This is a genomic window from Actinomyces sp. HMSC065F11 (assembly GCF_001813085.1).
In the GTDB taxonomy this organism is placed as follows: Bacteria; Actinomycetota; Actinomycetes; order Actinomycetales; family Actinomycetaceae; genus Gleimia; species Gleimia europaea.
Window position 1 is genome coordinate 1 of sequence record NZ_KV811478.1, and the last position, 2,701, is coordinate 2,701.

Here is a 2,701-nt window from a genome sequence, read left to right on the forward strand (position 1 = left end):
AAACACTGAACTCGTTGCCTTCGAATACGTCTACAACGCTGATGGAGAGCTAGTAGGCACCCACGAAGATGTAAACGATACGGATCAGACCATTAAGCTCGAAGCCGCCGACAACTCTGGTGGCGGTTCAGCTAAGGGACTGGCCAAGACCGGTGTGAACACCGCAGTGCTAGGAGGCGCAGCACTAGCGCTACTAGCCGCAGGTAGTGCAGCCGCCGTTGCATCTAAGCGACGCGAAAACTAACCCCGCGCCCTCTATTAACAGTCAAGGCCCACGCCGCAAGGCGCGGGCCTTAACTGTGCGCGCACACCCCACGTAACAGGTGAAGTCCCAAGCATGGACTACACCAAACACCGGTTACGAACAGGAGAAACAGTGTATAGATTCAAACCACTCATACACGCTGCGGCTGCGGCCTTCGCGGTCGTTGCCCTGCTAGCGACAAACGCAGAACTAGCAGCTAACGAGCCGAGCGCAACGACAATGCCAACGCAGCCAGCAGAGTCGGAAACCACCACGGCCCACCCTGCAACACCTACTACGACCCGTGGCACCACGAATAGCTCCACGTCCCAGCCGCCTGCCCAAACAGGGGCAATACCGGCAGTGCTAGGAGCCGGAGTAGCGGCACTAATCGCAGGTAGGCGCCTCCAAGAAGACATCGCAACCTACTAACAGTTAAGGCCCGCACCAAACGGTGTGGGCCTTAACTGTGCGCGCACAGTCCACGCAATAAGTGAAGTCCCAAGCATGGACTGCAACAAACACCGGTTACGAACAGGAAAGACAGTGTCTAGACTCAAAACACTCATAAAAACTACGGCAATGACGTTCACGGCCGCAGCCGTGTTAGCTACAAGTGCTGGACTTGCAGCTAACGCCCAACCGCCCATGTTAAAAGGTGATCCGCTGCAAGAAGTTGGGCAAGGCTACCACCTACAAATCGATGACGATCTGGTGTGGTTTGGAGGACTAAAAAACCCAGACGGTTATGACCCCCTCATCTGGTCCACCATCTTCACCAATAAGATCCCTTACAACGCGCAAGGCTACTTTCTTAACGAGGTCAATGTTGATAATCACCAAGACCCGCAGCTCAGCGTGACGGCTACGCAGATGGGGTGGATTCTAGCAACCTACGAATCTGTTAATACCGCCCAGTCTCGCGCCGCCATATCACTACTTAACCGGCTCAACTTTGACGCTTCGGCATACGCGCTCGACCCTCGCCATGACCCGAACTCAGAATTGCTCCGACCCGCGCGCGAACGCGCTGCCAAAGCAACTGCGGCGATGCAACAAGAACACCCCGACGTGGTGGAACTGGCCAAAAAATACGCTAACCAAGCAGTAAACGCATCGCCCGAAAAGTTCGACTCGCCAACCGTCCAAGGCGCAGGAACACCCGAGGGAACTATTAACCTGCACTTTATTAATGCTTTGAGCAAGCCCAGCCAAGGACTTAAAGCCACGGCCACACTAGATGGCCCGGCCGTATTCAAAGACAGTGGCACTAAAACATGGCAAGGCGAAAGCACAAGCGAAGGCTTCCAAATACCTTGGCAAGCTACCGGAGTTGGCAGAGTCAAAGCCGAAATTGAAATCATGACCGGCTATTACTCTCTCGTTATCCAAATCGATGAGGACGGGCTAACCTCGGTGCGCACTGGCCCTGGCAAAAACGCAGGTGAGGCCATCCAAAAACAGGAAATAGAGTTCGACACTACCCAGCCGGAGCCCACCCCACCCGAAACCGAGCCGACCACGGAAGCGACTACCGAAGCTACAACCGAGGCAACTACTGAGGCGACTACCGAAGCTACAACGGAAGTAACGACAGAAGCCACAACTGAGACAACCACAGAAGCGACTACAGAGGCGACGACAGAAACTACAACCGAGGCGACCAGCGAGGCAACTACCGAAGCGACTACTAAGGCCACAACGGAAGCCACGACCCAGCAGACTACTGAGTCCACAACCGAGGCAACTACTGAGGTGACAACGGTTGATAGTGAGCCTTCAACTGAGGCGACCAGCGAGGCTACGACCATGCCGAGCCCAGCGACAGAACCAACGCGCCCGGCGGAGTCACAAACCGCGACGGCCAGGCCGTCCACAACACCCGCTACAACCCGTGGCACTACGAATAGCGCCACGTCCCAGCCACTTGCCCAAACAGGTGCAAACACGGCAATGCTAGGAGGCGCGGCAGCACTACTAGCCGCAGGAGGCACCATCGCCCTTGCAACTAAGCGACGCGAGAACTAACCCCCGCGCCCTCTATTAACAGTTAAGGCCCACGCCAGAAGGTGTGGGCCTTAACTGTGCGCGCACACCCTACGTAGTAGGTATGAGCGAGAACATTACTATTTACACCACGCCGCATTGTCCAGGTTGCGCGCTAACCCAACGCAAGCTGGACAAGGCAGGAATCACCTATAACGCTATCGACTTGAGTAAGCGGCCCGACCTGGTAGAGCAGTTCAAAAATGAAGGCTTACTATCAGCCCCGATCATAGAAACCCAAAAGGGCCGCTCATCCGGGTTTAACCCCGAGCGCATCCGCGAAATCATTGCCCTGGCAGACCCTTACACCAAACCAAACCAGACGCGGCAAGCCAATAGTGCTGGTAGCGCCAGCGTTGCCAGCAACCCCAGCCACACCAGGAACCCCAATCATTCTGCAAGCGCGCAGCA

4 protein-coding genes are annotated in these 2,701 nt (G+C 55.8%); 3 read left to right on the forward strand and 1 reads right to left on the reverse strand.

All coding sequences use genetic code 11. The annotated features are described in order from the left end of the window. The coding region (locus HMPREF2891_RS06450) for an LPXTG cell wall anchor domain-containing protein (protein ID WP_148131733.1) at window positions 1-244 on the forward strand (244 nt) is incomplete at its 5' end. Between the two features lie 98 nt (window positions 245-342). Here the strand turns inward: HMPREF2891_RS06450 and HMPREF2891_RS06455 are convergent. Next, on the reverse strand, window positions 343-663 hold the full coding sequence (locus tag HMPREF2891_RS06455; RefSeq protein WP_070664576.1) for a hypothetical protein: 321 nt from the start codon (window positions 661-663) through the stop codon (window positions 343-345). A gap of 127 nt (window positions 664-790) precedes the next feature. Between HMPREF2891_RS06455 and HMPREF2891_RS06460 the strand changes: the two genes are divergently transcribed. Then, on the forward strand, window positions 791-2,272 hold the full coding sequence (locus tag HMPREF2891_RS06460) for a hypothetical protein (protein WP_148131734.1): 1,482 nt from the start codon (window positions 791-793) through the stop codon (window positions 2,270-2,272). Between the two features lie 82 nt (window positions 2,273-2,354). After that, window positions 2,355-2,701, forward strand: a 347-nt coding sequence (locus tag HMPREF2891_RS09410) for a glutaredoxin family protein (protein WP_083311287.1), incomplete at its 3' end; no start/stop codon positions are given.

Bases quoted from the DNA above. Each gene is read 5' to 3' on its own strand.
- HMPREF2891_RS06455 (WP_070664576.1), bottom strand. From the start codon at position 663: ATGTCTTCTTGGAGGCGCCTACCTGCGATTAGTGCCGCTACTCCGGCT.